The organism is Georgenia sp. 311, assembly GCF_006151955.1.
Classification (GTDB): domain Bacteria; phylum Actinomycetota; class Actinomycetes; order Actinomycetales; family Actinomycetaceae; genus Oceanitalea; species Oceanitalea wutianyii.
On the sequence record NZ_VDFS01000024.1, the window covers coordinates 26564 to 49930 of the forward strand.

19 protein-coding genes and 4 tRNA genes are annotated in these 23367 nt (G+C 71.0%); 3 read left to right on the forward strand and 20 right to left on the reverse strand.

The genetic code is table 11. The features are described from left to right. The 9 genes from FHE66_RS04790 to FHE66_RS04830 all read right to left on the reverse strand — a co-directional run. The coding region (locus tag FHE66_RS04790; protein WP_139071888.1) for a DNA-directed RNA polymerase subunit beta' at positions 1–3827 on the reverse strand (3827 nt) is incomplete at its 3' end. Between the two features lie 92 nt (positions 3828–3919). Beyond that, on the reverse strand, positions 3920–7435 hold the full coding sequence (gene rpoB / locus FHE66_RS04795; RefSeq protein WP_139071850.1) for a DNA-directed RNA polymerase subunit beta: 3516 nt from the start codon (positions 7433–7435) through the stop codon (positions 3920–3922). 403 nt (positions 7436–7838) lie between these two features. After that, on the reverse strand, positions 7839–8228 hold the full coding sequence (gene rplL, locus FHE66_RS04800) for a 50S ribosomal protein L7/L12 (protein WP_139071851.1): 390 nt from the start codon (positions 8226–8228) through the stop codon (positions 7839–7841). A 74-nt stretch (positions 8229–8302) separates the two neighbouring features. Continuing rightward, positions 8303–8827, reverse strand: coding sequence for a 50S ribosomal protein L10 (rplJ, locus tag FHE66_RS04805; RefSeq protein WP_139071852.1), 525 nt, complete (start codon positions 8825–8827; stop codon positions 8303–8305). Positions 8828–9127: 300 nt separating this feature from the next. Further along, positions 9128–9844 (reverse strand): 50S ribosomal protein L1, encoded by a 717-nt coding sequence (gene rplA, locus FHE66_RS04810; RefSeq protein WP_139071853.1) that lies wholly within the window; start codon positions 9842–9844, stop codon positions 9128–9130. Between the two features lie 106 nt (positions 9845–9950). Beyond that, a complete protein-coding gene (gene rplK / locus FHE66_RS04815; protein ID WP_139071854.1) occupies positions 9951–10382 on the reverse strand; it encodes a 50S ribosomal protein L11 in 432 nt (143 codons plus the stop codon). 91 nt (positions 10383–10473) lie between these two features. Beyond that, positions 10474–11199, reverse strand: coding sequence for a transcription termination/antitermination protein NusG (gene nusG / locus FHE66_RS04820; protein WP_255303605.1), 726 nt, complete (start codon positions 11197–11199; stop codon positions 10474–10476). A gap of 111 nt (positions 11200–11310) precedes the next feature. Further along, complete coding sequence (gene secE, locus FHE66_RS04825) at positions 11311–11583, reverse strand: preprotein translocase subunit SecE (protein WP_139071855.1); 273 nt, start codon at positions 11581–11583, stop codon at positions 11311–11313. Between the two features lie 58 nt (positions 11584–11641). Then, positions 11642–11714 (reverse strand) — tRNA-Trp (locus tag FHE66_RS04830). A gap of 215 nt (positions 11715–11929) precedes the next feature. Here FHE66_RS04830 and FHE66_RS04835 point away from each other — a divergent pair. Continuing rightward, the gene (locus tag FHE66_RS04835; RefSeq protein WP_139071856.1) at positions 11930–13156 is read left to right on the forward strand and encodes a pyridoxal phosphate-dependent aminotransferase; all 1227 of its coding nucleotides are present in this window, start codon (positions 11930–11932) and stop codon (positions 13154–13156) included. Positions 13157–13240: 84 nt separating this feature from the next. Here the strand turns inward: FHE66_RS04835 and FHE66_RS04840 are convergent, their stop codons facing one another. Beyond that, entirely contained in the window at positions 13241–14446 is a 1206-nt protein-coding gene (locus FHE66_RS04840; protein WP_139071857.1) for a phosphotransferase, read from the reverse strand. A gap of 72 nt (positions 14447–14518) precedes the next feature. Here FHE66_RS04840 and FHE66_RS04845 point away from each other — a divergent pair, with 72 nt between their 5' ends. After that, a complete protein-coding gene (locus FHE66_RS04845; protein ID WP_139071858.1) occupies positions 14519–15556 on the forward strand; it encodes an adenosine deaminase in 1038 nt (345 codons plus the stop codon). Here FHE66_RS04845 and FHE66_RS04850 read toward each other — a convergent pair. The 8 genes from FHE66_RS04850 to FHE66_RS04885 form a co-directional block, all read right to left on the reverse strand. Further along, complete coding sequence (locus tag FHE66_RS04850) at positions 15553–16686, reverse strand: UDP-N-acetylmuramate dehydrogenase (RefSeq protein ID WP_139071859.1); 1134 nt, start codon at positions 16684–16686, stop codon at positions 15553–15555. The genes FHE66_RS04845 and FHE66_RS04850 overlap by 4 nt on opposite strands. A gap of 62 nt (positions 16687–16748) precedes the next feature. Then, positions 16749–17945, reverse strand: a complete 1197-nt coding sequence (locus tag FHE66_RS04855) for an MFS transporter (protein WP_139071860.1) — start codon at positions 17943–17945, stop codon at positions 16749–16751. Beyond that, positions 17942–18352 (reverse strand): MaoC family dehydratase, encoded by a 411-nt coding sequence (locus FHE66_RS04860; RefSeq protein ID WP_139071861.1) that lies wholly within the window; start codon positions 18350–18352, stop codon positions 17942–17944. The genes FHE66_RS04855 and FHE66_RS04860 overlap by 4 nt, the downstream gene beginning before the upstream one ends. Further along, the gene (locus tag FHE66_RS04865) at positions 18349–18822 is read right to left on the reverse strand and encodes a MaoC family dehydratase N-terminal domain-containing protein (RefSeq protein ID WP_176554653.1); all 474 of its coding nucleotides are present in this window, start codon (positions 18820–18822) and stop codon (positions 18349–18351) included. Before FHE66_RS04865 ends, FHE66_RS04860 begins: the two co-directional genes overlap by 4 nt. A gap of 19 nt (positions 18823–18841) precedes the next feature. Continuing rightward, complete coding sequence (gene rpmG / locus FHE66_RS04870; RefSeq protein ID WP_139071862.1) at positions 18842–19012, reverse strand: 50S ribosomal protein L33; 171 nt, start codon at positions 19010–19012, stop codon at positions 18842–18844. Between the two features lie 52 nt (positions 19013–19064). Beyond that, a tRNA-Met gene (locus FHE66_RS04875) sits at positions 19065–19138 on the reverse strand. A gap of 62 nt (positions 19139–19200) precedes the next feature. Next, positions 19201–19273 (reverse strand) — tRNA-Thr (locus FHE66_RS04880). Positions 19274–19592: 319 nt separating this feature from the next. After that, positions 19593–19674 (reverse strand) — tRNA-Tyr (locus FHE66_RS04885). Between the two features lie 99 nt (positions 19675–19773). Between FHE66_RS04885 and FHE66_RS04890 the strand changes: the two genes are divergently transcribed. Further along, entirely contained in the window at positions 19774–20271 is a 498-nt protein-coding gene (locus FHE66_RS04890) for a YajQ family cyclic di-GMP-binding protein (protein WP_139071863.1), read from the forward strand. 784 nt (positions 20272–21055) lie between these two features. Here FHE66_RS04890 and htpX read toward each other — a convergent pair. Beyond that, positions 21056–21928, reverse strand: a complete 873-nt coding sequence (htpX, locus tag FHE66_RS04895) for a zinc metalloprotease HtpX (RefSeq protein ID WP_139071864.1) — start codon at positions 21926–21928, stop codon at positions 21056–21058. 4 nt (positions 21929–21932) lie between these two features. Further along, the gene (locus tag FHE66_RS04900; protein ID WP_230976433.1) at positions 21933–23300 is read right to left on the reverse strand and encodes an FAD-dependent oxidoreductase; all 1368 of its coding nucleotides are present in this window, start codon (positions 23298–23300) and stop codon (positions 21933–21935) included. Positions 23301–23367 lie beyond the last annotated feature (67 nt).

The window sequence follows — 23367 nt, forward strand, 5'->3', positions numbered from 1 at the left end:
GGGTCCGAACCGCCCTGGACGAAGTCCAGCTCGTTGTAACCCATCTGGGAGAAGGCCTTGGCCTTCGCCTCCTCGGTGGGCTCGACCGCCACGTTCCGGTACCGGGGCAGGCCGGTCCCCGCGGGGATGAGCTTTCCGAGGATGACGTTCTCCTTGAGGCCGAGCAGCGGGTCACGCCGGCTGCTCATCGCGGCCTCGGTGAGCACCTTGGTGGTCTCCTGGAAGGAGGCCGCCGAGAGCCACGACTCGGTCGCGAGCGAGGCCTTCGTGATGCCCATGAGCTCGGGACGCCCGGAGGCGGGGGTGCCGCCCTCGGACACGGTGCGACGGTTCTCGTCCTCGAAGCGCGAGCGCTCCGCCAGCTCACCCGGCAGGAGCCGGGAGTCGCCGGAGTCGAGCACGGTCACGCGCTTGAGCATCTGGCGGACGATGACCTCGACGTGCTTGTCGTGGATGTCCACGCCCTGCGAGCGGTAGACCTCCTGGACCTGGTCGACGAGGTGCTTCTGCACCGCGCGCGGGCCGAGGATGCGCAGGACCTTCTTCGGGTCGACGGCGCCGGCGCCGAGCTGGCGGCCGACGGCCACGTGCTCGCCGTCCTCGACCAGCAGACGCATGCGCTTGGACACCGGGTAGGACAGGTCCTCACCGCCGTCGTCGCGCACGACGACGATCTTGCGGGTGCGCTCGCTGTCGTCGATCTTCACCCGGCCGGCCGCCTCGCTGATCGGGGCCTCACCCTTGGGGGTGCGGGCCTCGAAGAGCTCCTGGATACGCGGCAGACCCTGGGTGATGTCGTCGGCCGAGGCCGCACCACCGGTGTGGAAGGTACGCATCGTCAGCTGGGTACCGGGCTCACCGATGGACTGCGCGGCGATGATGCCGACGGCCTCGCCGATGTCGACGAGCTTGCCGGTGGCCAGCGAACGGCCGTAGCACCTCGCGCACGTGCCGACGCGGGACTGGCAGGTGAGGACCGAGCGGACCTTCACCTCCGAGACGCCGGCCTCGATGAGCTTGGCGATGAGGACGTCCCCGGCGTCCGCACCGGCCTCGGCGACGACGGTGCCGTCCGGCGCCGTCACGTCCTGGGCGATGGTGCGGGCGTAGACGCTGGTCTCCACCGTGTCGACGCGCTGGAGCTTCCCGGAGGAGTCCGGCGCGGCGATCGGCATGGTGAGGCCGAGCGAGGTCCCACAGTCGTCCTCACGGACGATGACGTCCTGCGACACGTCCACCAGACGACGGGTGAGGTACCCGGAGTCGGCGGTGCGCAGCGCGGTGTCCGCCAGGCCCTTACGGGCGCCGTGCGTCGCGGTGAAGTACTCGAGGACGGACAGGCCCTCGCGGTAGTTCGACTTGATCGGACGCGGGATGATCTGACCCTTGGGGTCGGCCACCAGACCACGCATACCCGCGATCTGACGGACCTGGTGCCAGTTACCACGGGCACCGGAGGACACCATCCGGAAGATGTTGTTGTCCTGCGGGAAGTTCACCCGCATGGCCTCGTCGACCTCGTTGGTCGCCTGGGTCCAGATGTCGATGAGCTCGGAGCGACGCTCCTCCTCGCTGCGACGACCGAGGTCGTACTCGCGCTGGACCTTCTGCGCCTTCTCCTCGTAGCCCTCGAGGATCTTGGCCTTGGCGGCCGGGGCGACAACGTCGGAGATGGCGATCGTCACGCCCGAGCGGGTGGCCCAGTAGAAGCCGGCCTCCTTGAGCGCGTCGAGGCTCGCCGCGACGTCGACCTTGGGGTAGCGCTCCGCGAGGTCGTTGACGATCGCCGAGAGCTCCTTCTTGGTCACCACGCCGTTGACGAACGGGTAGTCCACCGGGAGCAGCTCGTTGAACAGCGCACGGCCGAGCGAGGTCTCCAGGGTGATCGGGTCACCCTGCTCCCAGCCCTCCGGAGCCGTCCAGCCGCGCGGCGGGACGATGTCGTCCAGGCGGATCTTCACGACGGCGTTGAGGTCCAGCTCACCGGCGTCGAAGGCCATGAGCGCCTCGGACGGGGAGGTGAAGGACCGGCCGGCGCCCTTGGCGTCTGCCTTCTCACCGGTCAGGTGGAACAGGCCGATGATCATGTCCTGGGTGGGCATGGTCACGGGCCGGCCGTCCGACGGCTTGAGGATGTTGTTGCTCGAGAGCATGAGGATGCGGGCCTCGGCCTGCGCCTCGGTGCTCAGCGGCAGGTGGACCGCCATCTGGTCGCCGTCGAAGTCGGCGTTGAAGGCGCCACACACGAGCGGGTGGAGCTGGATCGCCTTGCCCTCGACGAGCTGCGGCTCGAACGCCTGGATACCCAGACGGTGGAGCGTGGGGGCGCGGTTGAGCAGCACCGGGTGCTCGGTGATGACCTCCTCGAGCACGTCCCACACCTGGGTGCGGGCGCGCTCGACCATGCGCTTGGCGGCCTTGATGTTCTGCGCGTGGTTGAGGTCGACGAGCCGCTTCATGACGAAGGGCTTGAACAGCTCGAGGGCCATCTGCTTGGGCAGACCGCACTGGTGGAGCTTGAGCTGCGGACCCACGACGATGACGCTTCGGCCGGAGTAGTCGACGCGCTTGCCGAGCAGGTTCTGCCGGAAGCGGCCCTGCTTGCCCTTGAGCATGTCGGAGATCGACTTCAGCGCACGGTTGCCCGGTCCGGTGACGGGGCGGCCGCGGCGGCCGTTGTCGAACAGCGAGTCCACGGCCTCCTGGAGCATCCGCTTCTCGTTGTTGACGATGATCTCCGGCGCGCCCAGGTCGAGCAGCCGCTTGAGGCGGTTGTTCCGGTTGATGACGCGGCGGTAGAGGTCGTTGAGGTCGGAGGTCGCGAAGCGGCCACCGTCCAGCTGGACCATCGGACGCAGGTCCGGCGGGATGACCGGGACCGCGTCCAGCACCATGCCGAGCGGGGAGTTGTCGGTCGTGAGGAACGCGTTGACGACCTTGAGCCGCTTGAGGGCGCGGGTCTTGCGCTGACCGGTGCCGGTGGCGATGGTCTCGCGCAGCGAGTCGGACTCCGCCTTGAGGTCGAAGGTCTCCAGGCGCTTCTGGATGGCCTCGGCCCCCATGTAGCCCTTGAAGTAGATGCCGTAACGGCTCTGGAGCTCGCGGTAGAGCAGCTCGTCGCCCTCGAGGTCACCGACCTTGAGGTTCTTGAACCGGTCCCAGATCGTCGCGAGACGCTCGAGGTCCTGGTCGGCACGCTTGCGCAGCTGCGCCATCTCGCGCTCGGCGGACTTGCGCAGCTTCTCGCGGGCGTCGGCCTTCGCGCCGGCCTGCTCGAGCTCGGCGAGGTCCTCCTCCAGGCGCTTGGCGCGCGCCTCGATGTCGGTGTCGCGCTTGCGCTCGACGTCCTGCTTCTCCAGGTCGATCTCGTTCTGGAGGCTGGGCAGGTCCTCGTGACGACCCTCGTCGTCGACCTCGGTGATCATGTACGCCGCGAAGTAGATGACCTTCTCGAGGTCCTTCGGGGCGAGGTTGAGGAGGTACCCGAGGCGCGAGGGCACGCCCTTGAAGTACCAGATGTGAGTGACGGGAGCGGCGAGCTCGATGTGGCCCATCCGCTCACGGCGCACCTTGGAGCGCGTGACCTCAACGCCACAGCGCTCACAGATGATGCCCTTGTAGCGCACGCGCTTGTACTTGCCGCAGTTGCACTCCCAGTCCCTGGTGGGACCGAAGATCCGCTCGCAGAACAGGCCGTCCTTCTCCGGCTTGAGCGTGCGGTAGTTGATCGTCTCGGGCTTCTTGACCTCTCCGTGCGACCAGCCACGGATATCCGATGCCGTGGCCAGTCCGATGTGGAGCTGGTCGAAGACATTGACGTCGAGCAAGGTTTCCTACTTCCTTCGGCGAGTCACCGTGTGGAATCCAAACAAGGGGCCGGCAGGCTGCCGTGGCGGGGACGCCACGGCAGCCGCGGCCACTAGATGTCGTCGACGCTGCTGGCGTCCGGACGACGGGACAGGTCGATACCGAGCTCGTCTGCAGCGCGGTACACCTCCTCGTCGGCGTCACGCAGCTCGATGGCGTTGCCCTCCGCGTCGAGCGCCTCGACGTTCAGGCACAGCGACTGCATCTCCTTCATGAGCACCTTGAAGGACTCGGGGATGCCGGGCTCGGGGATGTTCTCGCCCTTGACGATCGCCTCGTAGACCTTGACGCGACCGGGGATGTCGTCGGACTTGATGGTGAGGAGCTCCTGCAGCGCGTACGCGGCGCCGTAGGCCTCCAGGGCCCACACCTCCATCTCACCGAAGCGCTGGCCACCGAACTGCGCCTTACCACCGAGCGGCTGCTGGGTGATCATCGAGTACGGACCGGTGGACCGGGCGTGGATCTTGTCGTCCACGAGGTGGTGGAGCTTGAGGATGTACATGTAGCCCACGGCGACCGGCTCCGGGAACGGCTCGCCGGAGCGGCCGTCGAAGAGGCGGGCCTTGCCGTCGGTGCCGACCATGCGCACGCCGTCGCGGTTCGGGGTGGTGTGCCCGAGCAGGCCGGTGAGCTCGTGCTCGTGGATGCCGTCGAAGACCGGGGTGGCGACCGGGGTGCCGGGGGCACCCACGAGGGCCTCCTCCGGCAGGTCCTCGACCCACGCACCCTCGCCGCGCGGGGCGTCCGTCGCGTCCCACCCGCGCTTGGCGACCCACCCGAGGTGGGTCTCGAGCACCTGGCCGACGTTCATACGGCCGGGCACGCCGAGCGGGTTGAGGATGATGTCGACCGGGGTCCCGTCCTCGAGGAAGGGCATGTCCTCCTCGGGCAGGATCTTGGCGATGACACCCTTGTTGCCGTGACGCCCGGCGAGCTTGTCGCCGTCGGTGACCTTGCGGCGCTGGGCGATGTAGACCCGCACCATCTGGTTGACGCCGGCGGGCAGCTCGTCGTCCTCGTCCGCGTTGAACTCCTGGATGCCGATGACCGTCCCGGACTCACCGTGGGGCACCTTGAGGGAGGTGTCGCGGACCTCGCGGGCCTTCTCACCGAAGATCGCGCGCAGGAGGCGCTCCTCGCTGGTCAGCTCGGTCTCACCCTTCGGGGTGACCTTGCCGACGAGGATGTCGCCCGCGGAGACCTCGGCGCCGATGCGGATGATGCCGCGCTCGTCGAGGTCGGCGAGGACGTCCTCGGAGACGTTCGGGATGTCCCGGGTGATCTCCTCGGGGCCGAGCTTCGTGTCGCGGGCGTCGACCTCGTGCTCCTCGATGTGGATCGAGGTGAGGACGTCCTCGGACACGAGGCGCTGCGACAGGATGATCGCGTCCTCGTAGTTGTGGCCCTCCCACGACATGAACGCGACGAGGAGGTTCTTGCCGAGCGCGAGCTCGCCCTCGTCGGTCGCCGGGCCGTCGGCCAGCGCGGAGCCGACCTCGACGCGGTCACCCTCGTTGGCCAGCACGCGCTGGTTGTAGGAGGTGCCCTGGTTGGAGCGGCGGAACTTCGCGACCCGGTAGATCTGGGTCGTGCCGTCGTCCGCGGCCACGTGGATGGCGTCGGCCGAGACCTCGGAGACGACACCGGCCTTGGTCGCGGTGATGACGTCGCCGGCGTCGACCGCCGCGCGGCGCTCGAGGCCGGTGCCGACGAGCGGAGCCTCGCTGCGCACCAGCGGCACGGCCTGGCGCTGCATGTTCGCACCCATGAGGGCGCGGTTGGCGTCGTCGTGCTCGAGGAACGGGATCATCGCGGTGGCGACGGAGACCATCTGGCGCGCCGAGACGTCCATGTAGTCGATCTCGTCGGGCGACACGGTCGCCATCTCGCCGCTGCCGCCGCTCTCGCGGACGAGGACCTGGTCCTCGACGAACTTGCCGTCCTCGTCCACCTTGGCGTTGGCCTGGGCGATGACGTAGCGGTCCTCGTCGTCGGCGGTGAGGTAGTCGACGTCGTCGGTCACCCGGCCGTCGACGACCCGGCGGTACGGGGTCTCGACGAAGCCGAACGGGTTGATCCGGGCGAAGGTCGCCAGCGAGCCGATGAGGCCGATGTTCGGACCCTCAGGGGTCTCGATCGGGCACATGCGGCCGTAGTGCGACGGGTGGACGTCACGGACCTCCATGGCCGCGCGGTCACGGGACAGACCACCGGGGCCGAGGGCGTTGAGACGCCGCTTGTGCGTCAGCCCGGCCAGCGGGTTGTTCTGGTCCATGAACTGCGACAGCTGCGACGTGCCGAAGAACTCCTTGATGGAGGCGACGACCGGTCGGATGTTGATGAGGGTCTGCGGCGTGATCGCCTCGACGTCCTGCGTCGTCATGCGCTCGCGCACGACGCGCTCCATCCGGGACAGACCCGTGCGGATCTGGTTCTGGATGAGCTCGCCGACCGAGCGGATGCGCCGGTTGCCGAAGTGGTCGATGTCGTCGGTCTCGACGCGCACCGTGACCTGCTCGCCGTCGCGGTCGACGGTGTACTCCGTCTCACCCTTGTGGAGGGCGAGGAGGTAGCGCACGGCGGCCTTGATGTCCTCGACGCGCAGCACCGACTCGGAGAGGTCCGCGTCCGTGCCCAGCTTCTTGTTCACCTTGTAGCGGCCGACCTTGGCGAGGTCGTAGCGCTTGGGGTTGAAGTAGTAGTTCTCCAGCAGGTTCTTGCCGGCCTCGACCGTCGGGGGCTCGCCCGGACGCACCTTGCGGTAGATGTCGAGGAGGGCTTCCTCCTGCGTGGAGACGTTGTCCTTCTCGAGCGTCTCGAGCAGGACGGGGTAGTCCGCGTACTCCTCGCGGATCTCGCTCTCGGTCATGCCGAGGGCGCGCAGGAAGACCGTGATGGACTGCTTGCGCTTGCGGTCGATGCGGATGCCGACGGCGTCGCGCTTGTCGATCTCGAACTCGAGCCAGGCGCCACGCGAGGGGATGACCTTCGTCGTGAAGATGTCCTTGTCGGACGTCTTGTCCGCGGAGCGCTCGAAGTACACACCCGGGGAACGGACCAGCTGGGAGACGACGACGCGCTCGGTGCCGTTGATGATGAACGTGCCGCGCTCGGTCATGAGCGGGAAGTCGCCCATGAAGACCGTCTGCGACTTGATCTCACCGGTCTCGTAGTTCGTGAACTCCGCCGTGACGAACAGCGGGGCCGCGTAGGTGAAGTCCTTCTCCTTGCACTCCTCCGGCGTGTACTTCGGCGGCTCGAAGCGGTGGTCGTTGAAGGACAGCGACATCGACTGGCCGAAGTCCTCGATCGGGGAGATCTCCGAGAAGATCTCCTCGAGGCCCGAGGTCTGCGGGACGTTCTTGTCGCCCCGCTCGATGGCGGCGGAGACGCGGGCGCGCCAGGCCGGGTTGCCGAGCAGCCAGTCGAAGCTCTCGGTCTGCAGGCCGAGCAGGTCGGGTGCCTGGAGCGGCTCGTGGATCTTTGCGAACGAGACGCGGCGCGATGCGGTCCGTGCGGCAATGTCTTCAGCGGTGGGAACAGAAGAGGTGCGCGAGGCAGCCAAAGGGGGTCCTTCCCTGCGAATTGTGTGCACACTGCGCTGATGGTGACTGGCTCGCCGTCACGAGCCCGAAGAGTCGGGCATGGCCGAGGACGGCTGGCGGGCAGGCAGAAGTCAGCGCAAAGCGATAGCATACATGCGCAGGCAGGGCTGTGTCCAGCGCTCCATCACGCTGAAGACTCAGGGCCAACGGCGCCCACCATACGCCATGAGGGCTTGTGCGTGAAGCGCCGGCGCGCGGGTCGTTGCCGTTTCGTTGCACATCGGCGTGCGTGGCCCGCCCGCCGAGCCGCTGCGGACCGCTCCCCCGCGCGACGGGCGCGGCCCCGGGGACGCCGACGGCCCGGCACCCCTGGGGGTACCGGGCCGTGAGCGTGAGCCGTGAGGCTCAGGTGTCAGTGAGAGGTCACTTGACGGCGACGGTCGCGCCGGCGCCCTCGAGGGCCGCCTTCGCCTTCTCCGCGGTGTCCTTGTCGACGCCCTCGAGCACGGCCTTGGGGGCCGAGTCGACGAGGTCCTTGGCCTCCTTGAGGCCGAGGCTCGTGAGCGCGCGGACCTCCTTGATGACCTGGATCTTCTTGTCGCCGATGGCCTCGAGGACGACGTCGAACTCCGACTTCTCCTCCTCGGCCGCGCCGGCGTCGCCGCCGCCGGCCGGGGCGGCCGCGGCAACCGCGACCGGAGCAGCAGCGGTGACCTCGAAGGTCTCCTCGAACTGCTTCACGAACTCGGAGAGCTCGATGAGGGTGAGCTCCTTGAAGGCCTCGATGAGCTCCTCGGTGGTGAGCTTCGCCATAATGGGGCGTTCCTTCCTATCTGTCTGCCCGTGCTGGTACTGCGTGGAGCAGGGTGGGTGGGGGTGCCGATGCCTCAGGCAGCGTCGGCGGCCTGCTTCTCGCGAAGGGCCTCGATGGTGCGCGCAGCCTGGGTGGCCGGCGCGGTGAACAGGTAAGCAGCCTGGTAGAGCGCTGCCTTGAACGCGCCAGCAGCCTTGCCCAGCAGCACCTCGCGGCTCTCGAGGCTCGCAAGCTTGTCGACGTCCTGCGCCGACAGCATGCGTCCCTCGAGGACACCGCCCTTGATGACGAGCTGGGGGTTGGTCTTGGCGAAGTCACGCAGACCCTTGGCCGCCTCGACGGGCTCGCCCGTGACGAAGGCGATCGCGGTCGGGCCGTTGAGCTGGCTCTCGAGCTCGCCGAGACCCGCCTCCTTGGCCGCGATCGCGGTGAGCGTGTTCTTCACCACGGCGTAGCTGGCATTGCTGCCGAGCGAGCGGCGCAGCTCCTTGAGCTGGCCGACGCTGAGCCCGCGGTACTCGGTGAGCACGACGGCGTTCGCCTCACGCAGCTGCTGCGTGAGCTCGGTGACTGCCGCCACCTTGTCAGGCCTCGCCATGGCCCTCCTTTTCGATCGTGCCGCCGGAGAGTGAGGGCCGCGAGCAAGAAAAAAGCCCCGCGCAGCGTGTGCACGGGGCGCTCGTCGCGAGACGGCGTCTCATGTTCACCTGCGCTGGCTCCGCTAGCTGCGGACTTCGGCCCGTCATGGCTGACGGGAGACCGGCGGTCTTGGGCAGGAGCAACACTACCCCGCCGGCGCCGCGGCTCCAAGTGCGTGGGACCGACTGTGCCGCACCGCACAGGGAGAAACGACAGCGCCCCGACCCTCGGGAGGGTCGGGGCGCTGTCAGAGCTCAGGTCAGGACGGGCTGTCCGACGCGAGGTTGCGGGTCAGGGTCGCGTCGAGCGGGATGCCCGGGCCCATCGTCGTCGTCATCGTCGCCTTGGAGATGTAGCGGCCCTTCGAGGAGGACGGCTTGAGACGCAGGATCTCGTCCAGGGCGGCGGCGTAGTTCTCGACGAGCTGCTCGTCGGAGAAGGAGGCCTTGCCGATGATGAAGTGCAGGTTGGAGTTCTTGTCGACACGGAACTCGATCCGGCCGCCCTTGATCTCGTTGACGGCCTTGGCGACGTCCATGGTCACCGTGCCCGTCTTCGGGTTGGGCATGAGGCCGCGGGGGCCCAGGACGCGGCCGAGACGACCGACCTTGCCCATGAGGTCCGGGGTGGCGACGGCGGCGTCGAAGTCCGTCCAGCCGCCGGCGACCTTCTCGATGAGCTCGTCGCCACCGACGACGTCGGCGCCGGCGGCCTCGGCCTGCGCCGCACGCTCACCGACGGCGAAGACGATGACGCGGGCGGTCTTGCCGGTGCCGTGGGGCAGGCTCACGGTGCCGCGGACCATCTGGTCGGCCTTGCGGGGGTCGACGCCGAGACGGAAGGCGACCTCGACGGTCGAGTCGAACTTGGCGGTCGCGCCGGCCTTGGCGAGGCGGACGGCCTCGAGCGGGGCGTAGACCTGCGAGCGGTCGATCTTCTCGGCCGCCGAGCGGTAGTTCTTGCTGCGCGTGGTCATGCTGCTTCTCCTCTGGTCAAGCAGGTGTGGTCTGCGGGTCCGCGCGGACCCTGCCACATGGCGCCGGGGCGCCGGGAACGGTGGACGCGGGAGGCGTCCGGTTGCCTCAGTCCGTGACGGTGATGCCCATGGAGCGGGCGGTGCCGGCGATGATCTTCGCGGCGGCGTCGACGTCGTTGGCGTTGAGGTCGACCATCTTGCCCTCGGCGATCTCGCGGACCTGGGCCATGGTGAGGGAGCCGACCTTCGCGGTGTGCGGGGTGCCGGAGCCCTTCGCGACGCCCGCAGCCTTCTTGATGAGCTCGGCCGCCGGCGGCGTCTTGGTGACGAAGGTGAAGGAACGGTCCTCGTAGACCGTGATCTCCACCGGGATGACGTTGCCACGCTGCGACTCGGTCGCCGCGTTGTACGCCTTGCAGAACTCCATGATGTTCACGCCGTGCTGACCGAGCGCGGGGCCGATCGGCGGCGCGGGGGTCGCGGCGCCGGCCTGGATCTGGAGCTTGATCAGGCCTGCAACCTTCTTCTTGGGAGGCATGGTGCGTCCTTTTGTTCCTGGGCGTCGGTGACCGCCGACGCCGCCTTGCGGGGCCCGACACAGCAGAGGCGTGCGCCGGGGAGTCGTCCGCTCAGATCTTGGCGACCTGGGAGAACGACAGCTCGACCGGGGTCTCCCGGCCGAAGATCGAGACGAGCACCTTGAGCTTCTGGGACTCCGGGGTGATCTCGGAGATCGTCGCGGGAAGCGTCTCGAAGGGGCCGTCGGTGACCGTGACGGACTCGCCCACGGAGAACTCGACCTCGATCGGGGTGCTCGTAGTGCCGGCGCCGGACTCGGCCTTGGCCGACTCCTTGGGCGCGAGCGCCGGGGCGAGCATCGAGAAGACCTCGTCCTCGGTGAGCGGCACCGGCTGGTGGGTGTGGCCGACGAAGCCCGTGACACCGGGCGTGTGGCGCACCGCGCCCCACGACTCGTCGGTCAGGTCCATGCGCACGAGCACGTAGCCCGGGATACGGACCCGGCTGACGAGCTTGCGCTGGGAGTTCTTGATCTCGACGACGTCCTCCATCGGAACCTCGACCTGGAAGATGTACTCCTCCATGTTGAGGCTCTGGATGCGGTTCTCGAGGTTCGCCTTGACGCGCTTCTCGTAGCCCGCGTAGGAGTGCACGACGTACCAGTGGCCCGGCAGCATGCGCAGCTCGCGGCGGAACTCCTCCTCGGGGGAGACCTCCTCGGCCGGCTCGTCGACGGCGGTCTCCGCCTCGACGGGCTCCTCGACAGGGGTCGTGTCCTCGTCGGCGACGTCGCTCTCCTCCTGCGCGGCGAGGCTCTCGGCCTCTGCACCCGGCAGGTCGGTGGGGACGTCGTCTGGAACCTCGTCCTGGGCCGTGGTGTGCACGGTCTCCTCAGTCACGAAGGTCACCAACTTTCTGCGTCGTAGTTCAGTCGTGCGGGGGGCGGGTCAGCCGCCGAACACCCACAGCGCGAGCCGCCCGAAGCCCAGGTCGATCACGCCCACGTAGGCCATGATCGCCAGCACGAAGACGATGACGACGACGAAGAACGTGAACAGCTCGTTACGGGTCGGCCGGACGACCTTCTTCAGCTCGGCGATCACCTGGCGCACGAAGAGTGCGATCCGGGCGAAGAGGCCACGCTTCTTCGTCGCACCCGGACCAGCCGGGCGACCGGCACGCTCGGGCTTGCCCGAGGTCGTGCTCGCGGACTCACTCACAGGCGTTCCTCACTGGTCTGGGTGTCTGGGCCGGGACGTCGCGTCGACGCCGCTCTTGCAGGGCAGGAGGGACTCGAACCCACAACCGCCGGTTTTGGAGACCGGTGCGCTACCAATTGCGCCACTGCCCTTCGGGGACCTCTTGCGACCCGACCGACCCGTCCGCGATCCCCGCACGAGGCGGTGGAGCGCACGTTCCAGTCCGGAGGCGATCAGCCACCAGGGAACGAGTGTACGCGTCTGCGTGCCCCAGGTCGAACCCGGCACCCCGTGACCCTCGTCGCGCCGCCGGATCGCGGGCTGGACGGACGGTCACGAGACATCGTCCCCGTGACACCATAGCGGGGTGACCGAGAACACGAGCACCCCGACCATTCCGTCCCCGCGGCGCGTGTCCGCCAGGCTCGCGGCGATCGCCGAGTCCGCGACCCTCGCCGTGGATGCCAAGGCGAAGGCGCTCAAGGCAGCCGGTCGGCCCGTCATCGGGTTCGGCGCCGGCGAGCCGGACTTCGCCACCCCGCAGTACATCGTCGACGCGGCCGTCGCCGCGGCGCAGGAGCCGGTCAACCACCGCTACTCCCCCGCCAAGGGCCTGCCGGTCCTCCGCGAGGCGATCGCGGCCAAGACGCTGCGCGACTCGGGCTACGAGATCTCCCCCGACCAGGTCCTCGTGACCAACGGTGGCAAGCAGGCGGTCTACGAGGCGTTCGCCGCGATCATCGACCCGGGCGACGAGGTCCTCCTCCCCGCTCCGTACTGGACGACCTACCCCGAGGCCATCGCGCTCGCCGGTGGCAGCGCCGTCGAGGTCTTCGCGGGGACGGACCAGGACTACCTCGTCACCGTCGAGCAGCTCGAGGCCGCCCGGACCGACCGGACCAAGGCGCTGCTGTTCTGCTCGCCGTCCAACCCGACCGGCGCCGTCTACTCCCCCGAGCAGACCGCAGCCATCGGCCGCTGGGCGCACGAGAACGGCATCTGGGTCGTCACCGACGAGATCTACGAGCACCTCGTCTACGACGACGCCGAGTTCACCTCGATCCTCAAGGTCGTCCCCGAGCTGGCCGACACGACGATCGTGCTCAACGGCGTCGCCAAGACGTACGCGATGACCGGCTGGCGCGTGGGCTGGCTGGTCGGCCCCGCCGACGTCGTCAAGGCCGCGACGAACCTCCAGTCGCACCTCACGTCCAACGTCTCCAACGTCTCCCAGCGGGCCGCCCTCGCCGCCGTCGCCGGGGACCTGTCCGCCGTCGAGACGATGCGCGAGGCCTTCGACGAGCGCCGACGCACGATGGTGCGAATGCTCCGCGAGATCGACGGTGTCGAGGTCCCGACGCCGCGGGGCGCCTTCTACGCCTACCCGAACGTCGAGGGGCTGCTCGGCCGCACGTTCCGCGGCCGCACGCCCCGGACGTCCGCCGAGCTCGCCGAGCTCATCCTCGAGGAGGTCGAGGTGGCCGTGGTCCCGGGCGAGGCGTTCGGCCCGAGCGGGTACCTGCGGCTGAGCTACGCGCTCGGCATGGACGACCTCGTCGAGGGCATCAGCCGGATGCAGGACCTCCTGCGCTGACCCCGTTCTGACGGCCCCGGGTGCACATGTGTGCCCGGGGCCGTCGGCGTCCTCCCCGGCGGGGAGGGAGTGCGAGGGGAGGGCTCAGGCGCCGGCGAGCCAGCGCTCCGCCTCCGCGAGCCGGCCCTCGGCGTCCACCCGCCAGTCGGGGGCCTCGCGCCGCCGTGCCCCCGCGACGAGGGACAGCACCACGCCGGCGGCCCGTGCGCGCAGCGCGCCGGGGTCCACCCACCGCGAGCACATCTCGGTCCACGTCGCGAGGACGGCCGGCACCTGCGGGTAGGTCCGGGGCGCGAGGTGCGGCAGCACGCTCACGTGCGCGAGGAGGCAGGCGAGGTCGTCCACGCGGTGGCCGGGCCCGACGGAGTCCACGTCGAGCACCGCGCTCACCCTGTCGGCAGCCATGAGGAGGTTCGCCTCGTAGAGGTCGCCGTGGGTCGGGACCACCGGCCCCGGGTCGGTGCGGCCCAGCGCCGCGCCGACCCCCGCCGCGAGCCGTTCGATGCGCTCGCGGTGCTCGGGCAGGACGACGCTCGCCGCGTGTCCGTAGTGGTCGGCACGCTCGGCCCACGCCGCGCGCCGCGGCAGGTCGAGCACGGCCGCGGGCAGCCGGTCCAGGACGGCGACGACGTTCTCGAGGGTGGCCCGCGCCCGCGCCGTACCCATGCCGCGGGCGAGCTCGGACGCGAGGGAGGCGCCACGCCCCGAGCGGATGACGAGCAGGCCGTCCTCCGCGGCGAGGAGGACCTCCGGGGCGGGCACCCCGGCCTCGGTGAGCAGCCGGTGGCGGGTGGCGAGGTCGCGCAGCGTCCTGGGCCGCACGACCTTGGCGTAGACCTGCCCGTCGGCGAGCGCCTCACCGCGCGCACGGACGACGGCGCGTCGCAGCGGACGGTAGGCGAGGAGCTCGACGGCGGGGGGCCGGGCCACGCCCAGCCTCCCGGCCAGCCCCGCGGGCGAGCACGCGTCCCCGAGGGCGGGCAGCTCCGGGTCGGCCGGGTGGCGCCACACGTGGACCACGCTGCCGCCGCTCTCCAGCCGCACCAGCCCGTCGCCCGCGGGTGCGGTGACCCGGCCGGTCGTGGCGCACAGGTAGTCGTCCTGCCCCCGCGCGGACACCGTGTAGCCCACGGTCACCCCCGCGCCGGGCCGGTGGTGCACGGTGTGGACCTCCCACCGGCCGAGCGCCGCGCCCTCGGCGGCCAGCGCCGCCTGGAGGATCTCGCGCGCCCCGGGGCCGGTGAGCAGGGCGACGTCGTCCCGCTCCGCCTGGGTCAGCGCCTCGTCCATGGCGCACAGTCCACCACGTCCGCGGCGTGCTGGACCCGTTGTCCGGGGCGTGGTCGTGGGAGACTCTGCCCCGTGCGGGACCTCACGACGTTGCCGAAGACCCACCTGCATCTGCACTTCACCGGCTCGATGCGGCCCGCGACGCTGGCCGAGCTCGCCGACGAGGCCGGGGTCCGCCTCCCGCCCGCGCTGCTCGACGGCGTCGCGCTCCGGGTACCGGCGAGCGAGCGCGGCTGGTTCCGCTTCCAACGCCTCTACGACGCCGCCCGCGCCGTCGTGCGCTCGGAGGCCGCGATGCGCCGCATCGTCCGCGAGGCCGCCGAGGACGACGCCGCCGAGGGCTCGCGCCGCCTGGAGATCCAGGTCGACCCGACGTCCTACGCGCCGTTCGTCGGAGGGCTCACCCCGGCGCTGGAGATCGTCCTGGACGAGGCCCGGTCGGCGAGCCGCGCCACCGGGGTGGAGGTCGCCGTCGTCGTGGCCGCCTCGCGCATGCGCCACCCGCTCGACGCTCGCACGCTGGCCCGGCTGGCGGTGCATCACCAGCCTGACGGCGTCGTCGGCTTCGGGCTGAGCAACGACGAGCGCCGCGGGGACACGAGCCTGTTCGCCGGAGCCTTCTCGATCGCCCGCCGGGCCGGGCTCGCCAGCCTCCCGCACGGCGGGGAGCTGCTCGGCCCGGACCACGTCCGCGACGTCCTCGCCCACCTCGGACCCACGCGGCTGGGCCACGGGGTGCGGCTCGCCGACGACCTGTCGCTGCTGGAGAAGGTCACCGAGGCCGGCATCACCCTCGAGCTCGCGCCGGCGAGCAACGTCGCCCTCGGCGTCTACCCCACGGCCGCCGACGTCCCGCTGCGCCGCCTGTTCGAGGCGGGGGCGCAGATCGCCCTCAGCGCCGACGACCCGCTCCTGTTCGTCTCCCGGCTCGCCGACCAGTACCGCATCGCCCGCGAGGACCACGGCATGGACGACGCCCAGCTCGCCGAGCTCGCCCGCATGTCGGTCCGGGGCAGCCTCGCCTCCGAGGCGAGCAAGCGGCGCTGGCTCGCGGAGATCGACGACTGGCTGGCCGCGCCCGCCGCCCCGCCGTCCGGGCCGACCGTCTAGAGGTCCAGGCCGACGACGACCGGCTCGGGCACGAGCGCGATGCCGAACCGGTCCCGCACGGCGTCGCGGATGTGCGCGGCGAGCCCGAGGATGTCCGCCGCACTCGCCCGGCCCCTGTTGGTGAGGGCCAGGACGTGCTTGCCCGACAGCGCGGCCCGCTCGGGGTCGCCGTAGCCCCGCTCGAAGCCCGCGCGGGAGATGAGCCACGCGGCGGAGGTCTTCACCAGCCCCTCGACGGTGCGCGGCTCGCCCCCGAGGGACGGCCGGGAGCGGTCCTCGACCGGGAAGCGGGGCGCGTCGGCGGGCAGCAGCGTGTCCGCCTGCTCGGTGGTGAGGATCGGGTTGGTGAAGAAGGAGCCCGCGGACCAGGTGTCGTGGTCGGCGTCGTCCAGGACCATGCCCTTGCCGCGCCGCAGCTCGAGGACCGCCTCGCGGACCCGGGCGGCCGGGGCGCGCTCGCCGAGCCCCACGCCGAGGGTGCGGGCCAGCTCGGCGTACCGCACCGGGGCGGAGGACGTCCCCAGGGCGAGCTGGAAGCCGACCTCGAGGACGACGTAGCGGCCCGTGGGTCCCCAGGTGCGTCCGCCTCCGGCGGCCGGGTCGGTGAGCGAGCGCTTGAGCACGCTCGTGCGGTAGCCCAGGCCCAGCTCCGAGGCGACGAGCGAACGGACGCGACGGGTCAGCCGGTCGTAGACCCGGACGGTCTCGAGGGTGTCGGCGACCTCCTGGCCGTAGGCACCGACGTTCTGGACGGGCGTGGCGCCGGTGGAGCCCGGGATGCCGGACAGCGCCTCGATCCCCCGCCAGCCCTCCTCGACGGCGGTCGCCACGACCTCGTCCCACGGCTGGCCGGCGGGCACCGCGACGAACGCACCGGCGCACGCGTACTGCTCACGCCGCTCGATGCCGCGCCGCCGGTCGCGCACGACCACGCCCGGGAAGACGTCGTCGGAGGCGAGGAGGTTGGAGCCACCGCCCAGGACGAGCAGCGGGGTGCCCTCGTCGTCGGCCGCCTGGACGGCGGCGACGAGGTCGGCCTCGGTGTCGGTGTCGACGAGCCGGCCGACGGGTCCGCCGACGCGCAGGGTGGTCAGGTCGGCCAGCGTGGGGGTGGTCGCGTTCGGGCTCACCCGACCAATCTAGACGCGCGCGGGTCACGGCCGCGCTCGGCGGCCGGGACGTGCGCGCCACCTCACACGCGGGCCGGACGGGTGTCCGCGAGGGGCCGGGCGGCCCCGCTGACGACGAAGCCGAGGAGGAGCGGGCCGGCGATGGCAAGGAGCGCGTACCGGTAGCCGACGTGCTCGGCGAGCAGTCCGAGCAGCGGCGGTCCGCAGAGGAAGGCGAGGTAGCCGATCGAGGCGACCACCGACACCCGCATGGCGGCGTGGAGCGGCTCGTCGCCCGCCGCGCTCATCCCGGCCGGGAAGCCGAGCGCCGCCCCCAGACCCCAGAGGAACGCCCCGGCGAACGCGAGCCACAGCCACGGGGAGAGGGCGAAGAGGAGCAGCCCGGCGAGCGCGACGAGGGTCGTGGCGCGCAGCACCGTCACGCGGCCGAAGCGGGCGAGCAGCCGCTCCCCCGCCAGGCGCATGAGCGTCATAGCCACGACGAAGACACCGAAACCGACAGCCCCGACGGCGTCGGACGTCTCGAAGCCGTCGACGACGGCGAGGGCGACCCAGTCGTTCGCGGCCCCCTCGGTGAGGGCGAAGGCGAGCACCATGACGCCGACGAGGACGGTGCGGGGCTCGCGCCACCCCGCCAGCGCCGCGGCGAGCCCTCGGCGGCGGCTGCCCCGCGCGGGTGCCGGGAGGTGGGGCAGGAAGCCCCGGGTCGCCACGAGCACCCCGAGCACGACGACGACGGCGACGACCGCGAGGTGGACGGTCACCGGGACGCGGAGCAGGGCCGCGACCGCGCCGACCCCGGCTCCCGCGACGGTGCCGATCGAGAAGCCGGCGTGGAACCGCGGCATGATCTCGCGGGAGATCGCGTGCTCGACGACGCCGCCCTCGACGTTCATCGCCACGTCCCAGCCCGCGATGCCCACCTGCGCGACGAGCAGCCCGAGCGCGAGCACGGGGACGGACCCCGCGAGGAGCCCGAGGATGACGACGACGAAGCCGCCCGCCGCGACGAGCGACGAGCCCCGCACGGTCGGGGCGGTCCCCCAGCGCTGCGCGACCGCGCCGGCTGCCGGGAGGGCGAGCAGCGACCCGACGGAGCCGACGAGCAGCAGCAGGCCCATCTGCCCGGGAGTCAGCCCGAGCGCGTCCCGGACGGCCGGCAGGCGCGAGACCCAGTTGGCGAAGAGGAACCCGTTGAGTGCGAAGACGACGACGACGGCCACCGCGGCGCGGCGGCCCGCCACTGCGGCGGCGGTCACCGGGTCCGGACCAGCGCCTGGGCCTTGGCGAGCACGGTGACGCCCGCGGCGCGGGCGGTGAGGTCGACCCGCACGGTCCCGGCCTCGGGGTCGAGGGCTCCGACCTTGCCGGTGACCTCGAGCTCGACCTCCCCCGGGTCCGGAACGACGATCGGCCTGGTGAAGCGCACGCCGTAGTCCAGGACGGCGCCCGGGTCCCCGGCCCACTCGGTGACGGCGGCCGCGGCCAGGCCCATCGTCGCCATCCCGTGGGCGATGACGCCGTCCAGGCCCACCTCGCGGGCGACCCGCTCGTTGTAGTGGATCGGGTTGAAGTCCCCGGAGGCGCCGGCGTAGCGCACGAGCAGCGCCCGGTCGACGGTGAAGGTGCGGGTGAACAGCTCGTCCCCGACGACGAGGTCGCTCATCGGCCCTCCCCCCGCACGGCGAGGGTGGAGCGCACGGTGGCGACCGGGGCGCCGTCGTCGTCGACGATCTCGGCCCGGGTGCTCACCATCGCGATGCCCGCCCGCTCGGTGACGGCGTCGACGTGGACGGTGGTGCGCAGGAGGTCCCCGGCGACGATCGGGCGGTGGTGGGTGAAGCGCTCCTCGGCGTGGACCACGCGGGAGAAGTCGATGCCGGACTCGGGGTCGGCGATGTACGCCTGCTCGGCCCGCTGCGCGACGACGACGGCGAAGGTCGGCGGGGCGACGACGTCGTCGTAGCCGAGCGCGCGGGCGGCGTCCCGGTCGGTGTGGGCGGGGTGCGCCGAGCCGGTGGCCGCGGCCATCTCGGCGATCTTCACGGCGGACACCTGGTAGGTCTCGGTCGGGGAAAAAGAACGCCCCACGAGCGTCGTGTTGACGCTGGTGGGGCGGGCTGCGCTGTCGGTCACGCGGTCAAGCGTAAGGGCGTCAGCGGGTCTCGCGGTGCGTGGTGTGAACGTTGCAGCGCGGGCAGTGCTTCTTCATCTCGAGCCGGTCGGGGTTGTTCCGCCGGTTCTTCTTCGTGATGTAGTTCCGCTCCTTGCACTGCTCGCAGGCGAGAGTGATCTTCGGGCGAACGTCACTGGACTTGCTGGCCACGTGTTTCCTCGCGTTCATCGGGGCTCCGGGGCCCCGGAGCCGTGTCGTTCAGTAGCGGGGGCGGGACTCGAACCCGCGACACCACGATTATGAGCCGTGTGCTCTAACCACCTGAGCTACCCCGCCATGATCGTCGACCCATGGCCGGCACGCCATGTTACGTGACGCACGACGTGGACGTCGATCGGAGCCCCGAAAGGGAATCGAACCCTTGACCTTCTCCTTACCATGGAGACGCTCTGCCGACTGAGCTATCGGGGCAGCGGGGATGAGACTACCTGGCCCGGGGCCGGAAGACGAAATCGTCGAGACGTGCGCTTCCTCACGTCGGCCCTCAGGCCCGTCAGGACGCGGATAACTCGGCCGTCGGCACCTGTCGGGGCGGATGACCCCACTCGGCTCCCGCCGGGCGGCGGGGCTGGTCGGGGGGCCGCCGGCGACGCACCGCTGACGCGTCACGGGCTCCGCCCGGGCGCCGGCCGAGCTCCCCAGCGGGCAGCCGCCGCCCCCGTGGACCGACGGGGCGCGGGTGGCCTGGTACGACAACAGCCCGGGCCCCTGAGGGCCCGGGCTGTGCACGTGGCGGGTGCAGGATTCGAACCTGCGAAGCATTCCGCGGCTGATTTACAGTCAGCTCCCTTTGGCCGCTCGGGCAACCCGCCTTGGTCCGCGAAGGACCGAGTGGAAGAATAGCAAGCCGCAGCGGGTGCTCCTAACCGGGCGCCGCGTGATCCCCCTCGCACCGACCCTAGGAGACCGCGATGGCCGACTCGTCCTTCGACGTCGTGAGCAAGATCGACCGCCAGGAGGTCGACAACGCCGTCAACCAGGCCGCCAAGGAGATCGCCCAGCGGTACGACTTCAAGGGCGTGGGGGCGTCCGTCGCGTGGAGCGGCGAGGACGCCATCCTCCTCACGGCCAACTCCCCCGAGCGGGTGCTCGCCGTCCTGGACGTCCTGCAGACCAAGCTCATCAAGCGCGGGGTGTCCCTCAAGGCGCTCGACACCGGTGACGACGAGCCCAAGCCCTCGGGCAAGGAGTACCGCCTCGTGGCGGCGCTCAAGGAGGGGCTGAGCTCGGAGAACGCGAAGAAGATCACCAAGCTCATCCGCGACGAGGGCCCCAAGGGCGTCAAGACCCAGATCACCGGGGACGAGGTGCGGGTCTCCTCCAAGAGCCGCGACGACCTCCAGGAGGTCATCGCCCTCCTCAAGGGCGCCGACATCGACGCCGCACTGCAGTTCGTCAACTACCGCTGAGGCTCGCTGAGCGCCTGAGGGGCGCTGAGGCAGCCGACCGGGGCGTGACAGCCCAGGGGCGGCCCTGAGGGCAGCCGGACGGCCCGCTGAGCGCTCCCAGGGCGTCCGGAGCGACTCCAGGCCCATGGGAGGGCCTGAGAGTGGCACGGGAGGCGCCGAGCGCACGCGGACGCCCGGGAGCCTCCTGTGGGGCTCAGTGGTGCTCGGCGCGTGGGCCGGTGGGGGCACCCCCGCGGGCCCCCACCACGCAGCCCCGTCTCCCGAACCTGCCACCAGGTCCTCACACCGGTCCCATCAGCACCCGGCGCCGCGTGACGGGCGGCGTGGCGCGGACTCGGTGGCAGGAATCGTGGCGCCGGCGCGACCGACCGAAGCCGACCTCCCCGCACGCGCGGCAAGGACGCTGCCCCCGGCGCGACAGCGCAGCCGCCGTGGCAGTTCCTGCCACAAAGTCCTCACACCAGCCCCACCAGCACCCCGCGTCGGCGTGGCGTGCGGCGCGGCGCGGACCTGGTGGCAGGAAGTGCTCGGCGGGCGAGGCGAGGCGGCAGGAAGCCTCTTCGGCCGACGGCACCTCAGCAGGGCCGAACCTGCCACAAAGTCCTCACACCAGTCCCACCAGCACCCCTGCGACGGCGTGGCGCTCCGCGCGGCGCGGCGTGGACCTGGTGGCAGGAACGTGGCGCCGCGCGGCGAGGTCGGCAGGGAACCCACCGGCGCAGGTGCCGGGCGGGGTGCCTGCGGCCGACGAGCGGCCACCAGCGCCGGCCTCAGCGGCGAACCGTCAACGGTAGCCGGCCAGCTGCTCCAGGCGGGCGATGCGGTCGGCCATCGGCGGGTGGGTGGCGAAGAGCTTGGTCATGCCGCCGCCCCGGAAGGGGTTGGCGATCATCATGTGCGAGACGTCCTCGAGGCGCGGGTCCGGGCGCAGCGGGGCGGCCGCGGTGCCCCGCTCGAGCTTGGCCAGCGCCGAGGCCAGTGCCATCGGGTCACCGGTGAGCCGGGCGCCGTCCTCGTCCGCGTCGTACTCCCGGGTGCGGGAGATCGCGAGCTGGATGAGGGAGGCCGCGACCGGCGCGAGGATCGCCGTGGCGAGCATCGCCAGCGGGTTGCCGCCGCGGTCCCGGCCGCCGCCGAAGAAGAGCAGGAACTGGGCGGCCGAGGTGATGAGCCCGGCGATCGCCGCCGCCACCGAGGAGGTGAGGATGTCGCGGTTGTAGACGTGCATGAGCTCGTGGCCCAGCACCCCGCGCAGCTCACGCTCGTCGAGGATCTGCAGGATCCCCGCCGTGCAGCACACGGCTGCGTTGCGGGGGTTGCGACCCGTGGCGAAGGCGTTGGGCTGCATCGTCGGGGAGACGTACAGCCGCGGCATGGGCTGGCGCGCGGTGGTGGAGAGCTCGCGCACGATGCGGTACATCGCCGGCGCCTCGGCCTCGGAGACCGGGCGGGCCCCCATCGCGCGGATCGCGATCTTGTCCGAGTTCCAGTAGCTGTAGAACGTCGTGGCCAGGCCGATGAGCGCGAAGAGCCAGATGAACGCCCCGGAGCCGGTGCCGTTGGCGATGAGACCCCCGATCCCCAGGAGCACCGCCCACATGACGCCGAACAGCGCAGCGGTCTTCACCCCGTTCAGGTGCCGGCGACCAGCATCCATGTCCTCAGCTCTCCTCACCTCGCGAGATCCGGGTCATCTCGTCCCGGGGCACGACCTTGATCCGCTCACGACCCTCGGCCTCTCCGAGGGAACGCTCGTACGCGTCGAGAAGTTCCCAGCCGGCCCAGCTCGTCAGGGGCACGCCGGCCTCCTCGAGACGGGCGATGAGCGCGTCCGGGTCACCCTCGGCGGAGCCGGGGGCGATGGTCCCCTGCTCGACGTCGCTCACGAGGTGGCCGATGGTCTGCTGGGCGTCGGACTTGGTCGAGCCGATGAGGCCGACGGGGCCGCGCTTGATCCAGCCGGTCGCGTACAGGCCGGGGACGATGGCGCCGTCCTCGTCGAGCACGCGGCCCTCGTCGTTGGGCACGACACCCGCGACGTCGTCGAAGGCGACGCCCTCGATCGGGGAGCTGAAGTAGCCGACGGCGCGGTACACCGCCTGGACGGGGGTGTCGACGAAGACGCCGGTCCCGCGGACGTTGCCGTCCCCGGTGAGCTCGGTGCGCTCGGTGCGGATCCCGGTGACCCGGTCGGTGCCGAGGATCTCCACCGGGCGGTGGAGGAAGTGGAGGTGGATGCGCCGGGAGGCGGTGAGCTCCTCCGGGTCGCGCAGGGTCCAGTCGGTGAGCGTCTTGACGACCTGCTTGGTCTGGTTCGTCGAGCGGATCGCGGCCTCGGAGGCCTCGTCGAACTCGAAGTCCTCCTCGTAGACGATGACGTCGACGTCCGGGACCTTGCCGAGCTCGCGCAGCTCCAGCGGCGTGAACTTCACCTGCGCGGGACCGCGGCGGCCGAAGACGTGGACGTCGGTCACCGGGCTGGCGCGCAGCCCCTCGACGACGTTCGCCGGCACCTCGGTGGGCATGAGGTCCTCGACGTGCTTGGCGAGGATGCGCGCGACGTCCAGGGCGACGTTCCCGACGCCCAGCACGGCGACGCTCTGCGCCTCCAGCGGCCAGGTCCGCGGGACGTCGGGGTGCCCGTCGTACCAGGAGACGAAGTCGGCGGCGCCGTAGCTGCCGGGCAGGTCGATGCCGGGGATGGGCAGCGGGGCGTCCTTGTCGGCGCCGGTGGAGATGATGACGGCGTCGTAGTGACGGCGCAGCTCCTCCATCGACACGTCCGTGCCGACGTCGACGTTCCCGACGAGGCGGATGTCGCCGCGCGCGAGGATCTTCTGCAGCGCGACGATGATCTGCTTGATCCGCGGATGGTCGGGGGCCACGCCGTAGCGCACGAGCCCGAAGGGTGCGGGCAGTCGCTCGTAGAGGTCGATGGCGACGTCCAGACCCGTCTTGGACAGGATGTCGGCGGCGTAGATGCCGGCCGGGCCGGCACCGATGAGGGCAACGCGCAGTGGGCTGGTCACAGAGCCTCGTCTGGTCGGATGGAAGGGGGCAAATCCGCCGTCCAGTCTATGCCGTGGGCGCGGGCAC